Source organism: Euryhalocaulis sp., from assembly GCF_013911995.1.
In the GTDB taxonomy this organism is placed as follows: Bacteria; Pseudomonadota; Alphaproteobacteria; order Caulobacterales; family Maricaulaceae; genus Euryhalocaulis; species Euryhalocaulis caribicus.
On the sequence record NZ_JACESD010000040.1, the window covers coordinates 20,021 to 27,432 of the forward strand.

The following is a 7,412-nucleotide window of genomic DNA, read 5'->3' on the forward strand; positions in this document are numbered from 1 at the left end:
TCAATATGCGCCGCTATTGCGCAAAACCGCAGGCACCGTGCGCAGCAGGATGACGATATCGCCCCACAGCGACCAGTTCTTGGCGTACCACGCGTCCAGCCGCACGCGCTCGGCATAGGTGGTGTCGTTGCGGCCGCTTACCTGCCACAGGCCGGTAATGCCCGGCAGCGCCTTGGTATAGTGCGCGGCCTCACCGCCATAATAGCGCTCCAGCTCCTCGCGGATCACCGGGCGCGGGCCGACCAGGCTCATTTCCCCGCGGATTACGTTCAGGAGTTGCGGCAGCTCGTCCAGGCTGGTCTTGCGCAGGAAACGGCCGATCCAGGTGATGCGCGGATCATGCTTCAGCTTGAAGCTTGCCTCCCATTCGGCGCGCGCGTCCGGGTCACGGTCCAGATGCCGCGCCAGCCGGGCGTCGGCGTCGGCGACCATGGTCCGGAATTTCAGGCATTCGAACGGCTTGCCGTTGCGTCCCACGCGCTCATGGCCGAACACGACCGGCCCGCCATCCAGCTTGATCAGAACGCTGAACGCCACGAAGAGCGGGGTGAGGAACAGCACCATCGTCCAGGCCACGACAATGTCGAAAAACCGTTTCAGCGCGCGGGCGGCGGGGCGCTGAAGGTTCTGCTTTGGCAGCAGCAGCGCGAAATCGTGGCTGAAATAATATTCGATTTCCATGCCATGCACCGGAATCGCGCCCAGAGACGGGGCGATGGCGAAAGGAATGTCCCGCCGGCTGCATTCATCGATCAGGCGGCCGGCGTGTTCGGTCTCCTGCGGGCCGGGCGCGATGATGACCAGACCGGGAGAGAGGCGGCCAAGCTCTGCGGCCAGTTTCCCGATCCCGCCGCGTTTGTTCAGCGGCAGGGCGGAAACGATCTGATAGCCCAGCTCCGGCGCGTTCTCGATAATCGATCGGGCCGATCCCAGCGCGCCGTCGGAGCCGACCAGAACCGTGGGCACGGTCCAGAAGCCCATGCGCCGCAACTGGCCGCGCACGATGGCGCGCATCCCGATCAAGGCGACCGGCGTCAACGTCCACCCGACCAGAATCCAGGCGCGCGAAATCGTGCGATTGAAGGCAAACTGGCCGAAGCCGTCGACCAGCATCAGGAAGAAGCAGATCGCGATGATGTGCTTGATTTCCTGCCAGAACGGAATGCGCCGCCGGTAATCGCCATTTATGGAAAACAGGATCACGCCGAAAAGAGAGATGACGGCCAGCTCCACCAGACGGTGCTGGATCCGGTCCGGCGCGTCCGCCCCGTAATCGAGGCCGAGCAGGCCCTCATAGAGAAAATCCACCGCGAATACCGAAAGGAATGCGGTGGCCAGGATCGCCGCGAGGTCGCCAAGCGGCAGGATGACGGTGTGAAGACCCAGCGATTGACGCGTTTTTCGGGCCGTTTCACGCACAAATCCATGCGCCGGGGCCGCGCCCCAATTCGGCACGCCGTCCTTTGACCAGTCCTTTGGAAGTTCAGTCATGCGGCCTTCCCCGGGCGGCGGCCGGCACAGGGCGCCATTTTTCCCGTTTCAAAGACATGACGAGGCAAGAACAATGCCGGGAAGGGCCGCGCTATACTGCGCGCCCGCCCCGGCGAGCGGCCGTCAGACTGAGTCTTCGCGACCAGGCGCAGCACTCGATTTCTCCCCCAGCCTTGCAGCAGGCGCGGAGAATGCGGACTCCAGCCGCCATATTCAAGAAAACTTTAGTCGAATACGCGGCATTTCACTTTGAAATCCGGGCGCTTTTGTTCCCGGCCTGTCCCCGATTAAGGGTCGTGACCGGGTCGATTCTTGCTAGTCTGCGCGCAGCCCCGGCGCGGGGCGATGATGAGGCACACGGACCGGGTGGGGTATATGGCATCGGTGCTGGTAACCGGAGGCGCGGGCTATGTCGGCGCGCACGCCGCCAAGGCGCTGGCGCGGGGCGGCATTACCCCGGTTGTCTTCGACAATCTTAGCACCGGCCACCGCCATAATATCCGCTTCGGGCCGTTCGAAGAGGGCGATATCCGGGATACGCCGCGCCTGGCCGGCGTCATGCAAAGCCATGCGGTCACGGCTGTCCTGCATTTCGCCGCCAGTATCGAGGTGGCGAATGGGGAGCAGGCGCCCGCAGCGTTTCAGGACAATAATGTTGCTGGAACGCAATCAGTGCTGGACGCCATGCGGATTTCCGGCGTGAAACAGCTGGTCTTCTCTTCCACCGCCGCGGTCTATGGCGCGCCGGAGTATACTCCGATTGACGAGCGCCATCCGTGCAATCCGGTGAATGTCTATGGCGAGACAAAGCGGGACGCGGAGCGGCGGATCCATGATTTCGCCGCCGCGCATGGCGTTCAGTATGTCTGCCTGCGCTATTTCAATGCCGCGGGCGCCGACCCGGACGGCGAGATCGGCGAGGAGCACGAACCGGAAACCCATCTGATCCCCAACGCCCTGAAGGCCGCGGCGGGGCGGGGCGGCCCGATGAAGCTGTATGGCGGCGATTATGATACGCCGGACGGGTCCTGCGTGCGCGATTACGTCCATGTACATGATTTGGCCGCCGCGCATCTGGCGGCGCTGGCGGCTCTGGAGGGCGGCGCGAGGGCGTTGGCCTGTAATCTTGGATCGGGCCGCGGCCATTCAGTGCGCGAGGTTCTGGACGCCGTGGAAACTGTCACGGGCCGGCCGGTTCCGTTCGAGATCGCGCCGCGCCGGGCCGGCGACGTGCCCGTTCTGACCGCAGACCCCTCGTTTGCTCGCCGCGCTCTGGGCTTTACCGGCGCGCATTCGGCGCTGGAGGCTATTGTCCGGGACGCCGCGCGCTTCCATGCGGCTCAGTGGGGCATGGCCTTGCCGGGTGAGGCCGGCGGATCCTGACTCCAGCATGGTAAACAGAATGCGACCGTCAAAAGCAAAACTTTATAGTCTATCTAAACAGTAAATATACTGAATAGACAGTGAATAATGTATCGTGAGTTTTCATAAAAACACGCGACACAAGTAAAAAGAGTTCTCACCCAAGTATTGTATCTCATCACCCGCCAATGAGCGGGGATGAAATCAATGCGTCAGCGGGTACAGCGTTCAAACCGGGGTCTGAAGTTCGGCCAGCTGGCCGCGCTTCTCTGCCTTTCAATGACGGCGGCGTGCAAAACGATGGACGGCTCCACCGCCATGCAGCTTGCCGGTCCGGCGGAAGCGCCCCGCGGCCTGCTGACCTTCTGCGAAAAACGCCCGGAGATCTGCCAGTCCGAAATGGGCGCGCGTGAAAGCGCCCCTGCGCTGGAAACCGCCACGGGGGGCCAGGGGCGCGGCATGACCGCCGAGCATCCCTGGTTCAAGCCGGGCGCGACGGCCAAAATCAAGTTCCATGACGCGGCAGTTGAGCAACCGGTCCCGCCCGCCCATCCGTGGTTCAAGCCGGAATTGCCGGCCGCACTCGCCGCCGCTGAAAATACCGGCTTCATGACGCTGGGCCTGGCCCTGCCGGAATCTAAGGGCCTGTCCCCTGCGCCCGTGAAGGCGGCGGAAACGCCGGCGGCGCGGGTAAGTGAAACCGTCGAGGCGACGCCGGAGCTGTTCGAATTGCTGGAGCAGGTCAATCGCGACATCAATGATCGTTTGCGCTGGGTGGCGGACGAAGACCGCTATGGCGTCGACGAACTGTGGCTGATGCCGCTGACTTTCGGTCTGGGCGTCGAGGGCGATTGCGAGGATTTCGCGCTGGAAAAGCGCAAGGCGCTGATTGACGCCGGATTGCCTCGCGGCGCGCTGGCGCTGGCCATGGGTTATTCGGAAAGCGCCGGTCACCACGCCGTCCTGATGGTGCGGACCACGGCGGGCGACTTCGTGCTGGATAATACCACGCCCTGGATCAATGGCTGGGCCAATAGCGGGTATCGCTGGATCGCCGTTCAGGCCAGCGCCGATATTCTCGACTGGCGGATGGCGCAGCAACAGGCGGGCTAGCCGCCGGCAATCTCCATAACCTGGCGCGCGGCCTTGTCCAGCGCCTCCGGGCTCGTATCTGGCAGGGCGATCTGTTTGATTTCGCCGCCCGTTTTCCGGCTTCTCAAATAGGCGGGATCGTAATGCTGGCGCGCCAGATCGGCGGCCAGCGCCTCATACGCGCTGCTTTCCGCCATCTCCCGCCATGCCGCGATCTGCGCTTTGGAGTGGTGGGATCGCAAGCGATTGATCGCGTTCAGGATCGCTTCCCTGTCCTCCGTCAGGTCGGAATAGGCGGTGACGAGATAGCGGGCCCGCGCTTCCACGCTGGCCGTGATCTCGATACGCGGAGCGGCCTGCATCGAGTCCCACAGACGGCGGGGAATATGCAGACGGCCGATGGTGGAGGATTCCGCCTCGGCGATGATTGGCGTGTCCGGATCGAAGCGGCGGATCTGGTCCCATAACCGGCTTTCAAACCCTTTCTGGGCCGGTTGCGGCGCCCCCATCAGGCCGAAGACGGAGCCGCGATGCGCGGCCAGTCCTTCCAGATCAATGGCTGGCGCGCCCTGCGCCATCAGGCGGCGTATGATCTCCGTCTTGGCCGTGCCGGTCTGACCGTCGATCAGGATCATCGGCAATAGCGCGCCTTCTTCCCGCAGCTCGGCGACCACATGCCGCCGCCAGCTCCGGTAGCCGCCTTTCAACAGGCTGCAACGCCACCCCACCCGTGAAAGGATGGTCGCCATGGCACCGGAGCGCATGCCCCCGCGCCAGCAATAGATCAGCGGATTATAGTCCGCCGGTTTGTCGGAAAGCGCGGCTCCCAGATGCCGGCCGATATTGGCCGCGACCAGTCCCGCGCCCACGCGACGCGCCTCGAAATGCGAGACCTGCTTGTAGATCGTGCCGACGCGCGCGCGTTCCTCATTATCCAGAACGGGCAGATTGATCGCGCCCGGAACGTGATCCTCGGCGAACTCCGCCGGGGAGCGGACATCGATGATGTCGTCATAGCGATCGAGCGATTGCACGGAGAGATCCGTCACTGTCTCGATCAAAGAGCCGCCAGCCATAACCTTGGCGGTACGGCCAAGGGCGGGGATGGTCAAGCGGGCTGGCCGCGCCGCGCCGGGCGTGTAGATTTCCTGCGCGGCGTTGAAAGCGACAGGAACGGGCCATTCATGACTGACACAGCGGCAGAACCCAGACTCACCTCGCTGGCCCATGGCGGGGGATGTGGCTGCAAACTTGCCCCATCCGTTCTTCGGGAAATCCTCAGCGAGATGCCGGTGGGCGGCGGCCATGCCGACCTGATCGTGGATGCGGCGACCAGCGACGACGCCGCCGTGTACCGCGTCTCGGACGAGGCGGCGGTGGCGGCGACCACGGACTTTTTCATGCCCATTGTCGATGATCCTTATGATTTCGGACGCATCGCCGCGACCAACGCGATTTCGGACCTCTATGCGATGGGCGCGGCGCCGATCTTCGCTCTGGCGCTGGTGGGCATGCCCATCGGCCAGCTTTCAACCGGGACCATCCGGAAAATCCTGGCGGGCGGCCGGGATGTGGCGGAGGCTGCGGGCGCGCCCATTGCGGGCGGCCATTCCATCGACTCGACAGAGCCGATCTACGGGCTTGTCGCGCTGGGCCTTGTTCACCCGGACCGTATCCTGATGAATTCCGGGGCAAGGGACGGCGATGTCCTGATCCTCGGCAAGCCGCTGGGCATTGGTATTTTCAGCGCCGCGCTGAAGAAGGGCCTGCTCCCGGAGGCCGATTACAGGGCGATGATTGATTCCACGACCCGCCTGAACACGCCCGGCGCGGCGCTGGCCGGGATGGCGGGCGTGCACGCGGTGACCGATGTCACGGGGTTCGGCCTGCTGGGGCATTTGAGCGAGATGTGCCGGGGCAGCGGGCTGGCGGCCACGGTGGGGGCGGACAGCGTTCCGGTGTTCGAGGGCGCGCGGCGGCTCGCCTCGGACGGCGTGCGCACCGGCGCTTCGGGCCGTAACTGGGAAAGCATCGCCGGCATGGTCGACGCGCCAGGCCTTGATGCGCCCGCGCGAGACCTTCTCTGCGATCCTCAGACAAGCGGCGGGCTTTTGGTGGCGTGCGACCCGGCGCAGGCCGACAAGATCATGGCGCTGTTCAATGAGCATGGGCACGAGAACGCGGCCGTGATCGGGCGCATGCAGGCCGGATCGCCGGCAATCGCCGTGCGTTAGGAACGCACAGCGGGCCGGTTCAAAGGCGGAACGCCGCCTCCAGGTCGTCCGGATTGATGGGTTTCAGCAGGATGCTGTGAGGGTGATCGCCCTTGATCCTGTCCAGCGTCACCGGCTCGCTGGACGCGGTGATGAAGATGATCTTGGTTCCCGGCCGGCGAACATGAATTTCATGGGCCACGTCCACGCCGTCGCGCTCCCCCTTCAGCCTCACATCCATAAGGATATAGGCCGGTTCTTTCTGCATTATCATAGGGATGGCGGCGCCGGCCGAATCCGCCGATCCCTCGACCTTCATCCCGTAACCATCGCAAAGGTCGCGCAGATACTCCGCGATCAGAAAGTCGTCCTCCACAATGACGACGGTCTTCTTGTTGCTCATGACGCCCCTGTTTCCGGTTCTTTCTTAAAGTCTGGCGGCAGGTTGATCATAATTCGCGCGCCCTGATCGTTTTCCACGCTCATTTCTCCCCCGGCCTGCCGCACAAAGCCCGCGACGATGCGGCCGCCAACGCCGGAGCCCGGCAGGCTGTCGGCGCTTTCCGCCGTCATGCCCGCGCCATTGTCGCTGACGCAAAGCCGCGCGCCGCCATCACTGCGGGCGGTGTAAAGCACGGAGATGTTTCCGGATTCCCCGTTCGGGAAAGCGTGTTTGAGGGCGTTGGTCACCAGTTCATTGACGATCAGGCCCAGAATGACCGCGGAATCGATGTGGATCAGGTCGTCGCTCGCGCGGACTTCAATGGAAATTCCCCGCTCGGCGGCGCCCTGGCTGCCGGCGATATTCCTGCAAAGCTCCTCCAGAAAATCATGAACCTTCAGGCGGGACGGCGCCGGCGATGACAGAAGCAGACGATGCACCGTTCCCAGCGCGTGGATGCGCGCCGCGGTCGCCTTGAAGGAATTCCGGGCGCTCTCGTCGCTGACCTTGCCCGCCTCCATCATGACCAGCGCATTGATCTGCTGGAGGTTGTTTTTGACTCGGTGATAGAGCTCGCGGAGCAGCAGGTCGCGATCATCCACGGCGCGGCGCAGATCATCCATCGCGGCGATCAGTTTTCGCTCCGTGGCGTTTTCGATCATGGCGTTGCGCAGGACGGTCGCCGCCAGCAGGCTCATCATCACGATTGCCAGCAGGCTCAGACGGAAATTGGAGCTTAGCAGGCCGCCTTCCGTTACGATCAGCGCGATCAGGCAGAGAAGAAAAGGCGCGATCAGGACAATCGGGAAAAG

The 7,412-nt window shown here is 63.8% G+C and carries 7 protein-coding genes; 3 read left to right on the top strand and 4 right to left on the bottom strand.

Features of this window, described 5'->3' with window-relative positions:
* Entirely contained in the window at window positions 1-1,491 is a 1,491-nt protein-coding gene (wbaP, locus tag H2040_RS10780) for an undecaprenyl-phosphate galactose phosphotransferase WbaP (protein WP_287157369.1), read from the bottom strand.
* A 375-nt stretch (window positions 1,492-1,866) separates the two neighbouring features.
* On the opposite strand from wbaP, the gene galE reads away from it, so the two are divergent.
* Both galE and H2040_RS10790 read left to right on the top strand, forming a co-directional pair.
* A complete protein-coding gene (gene galE / locus H2040_RS10785; RefSeq protein WP_287157371.1) occupies window positions 1,867-2,874 on the top strand; it encodes a UDP-glucose 4-epimerase GalE in 1,008 nt (335 codons plus the stop codon).
* Window positions 2,875-3,060: 186 nt separating this feature from the next.
* Window positions 3,061-3,966 (top strand): transglutaminase-like cysteine peptidase, encoded by a 906-nt coding sequence (locus H2040_RS10790; protein ID WP_287157373.1) that lies wholly within the window; start codon window positions 3,061-3,063, stop codon window positions 3,964-3,966.
* Here the strand turns inward: H2040_RS10790 and mnmH are convergent.
* Window positions 3,963-4,979: a tRNA 2-selenouridine(34) synthase MnmH gene (gene mnmH, locus H2040_RS10795; protein WP_287157375.1), complete on the bottom strand. Its 1,017-nt coding sequence runs from the start codon at window positions 4,977-4,979 to the stop codon at window positions 3,963-3,965. The two genes, H2040_RS10790 and mnmH, sit on opposite strands and share 4 nt — an antisense overlap.
* A gap of 150 nt (window positions 4,980-5,129) precedes the next feature.
* Here mnmH and selD point away from each other — a divergent pair, with 150 nt between their 5' ends.
* Entirely contained in the window at window positions 5,130-6,179 is a 1,050-nt protein-coding gene (gene selD, locus H2040_RS10800; RefSeq protein WP_287157377.1) for a selenide, water dikinase SelD, read from the top strand.
* 19 nt (window positions 6,180-6,198) lie between these two features.
* On the opposite strand, the gene H2040_RS10805 is transcribed toward selD, so the two are convergent.
* Window positions 6,199-6,561: a response regulator gene (locus tag H2040_RS10805; protein ID WP_287157379.1), complete on the bottom strand. Its 363-nt coding sequence runs from the start codon at window positions 6,559-6,561 to the stop codon at window positions 6,199-6,201.
* Window positions 6,558-7,412 (bottom strand): sensor histidine kinase (locus H2040_RS10810; RefSeq protein WP_287157381.1); only part of this gene is annotated, 855 nt, incomplete at its 5' end. The genes H2040_RS10810 and H2040_RS10805, both read right to left, overlap by 4 nt.

Coding starts and splice junctions, on each gene's coding strand:
- H2040_RS10790 (WP_287157373.1), top strand. CDS start 3,061: ATGCGTCAGCGGGTACAGCGTTCAAACCGGGGTCTGAAGTTCGGCCAG.
- H2040_RS10805 (WP_287157379.1), bottom strand. CDS start 6,561: ATGAGCAACAAGAAGACCGTCGTCATTGTGGAGGACGACTTTCTGATC.
- selD (WP_287157377.1), top strand. CDS start 5,130: ATGACTGACACAGCGGCAGAACCCAGACTCACCTCGCTGGCCCATGGC.
- wbaP (WP_287157369.1), bottom strand. CDS start 1,491: ATGACTGAACTTCCAAAGGACTGGTCAAAGGACGGCGTGCCGAATTGG.
- galE (WP_287157371.1), top strand. CDS start 1,867: ATGGCATCGGTGCTGGTAACCGGAGGCGCGGGCTATGTCGGCGCGCAC.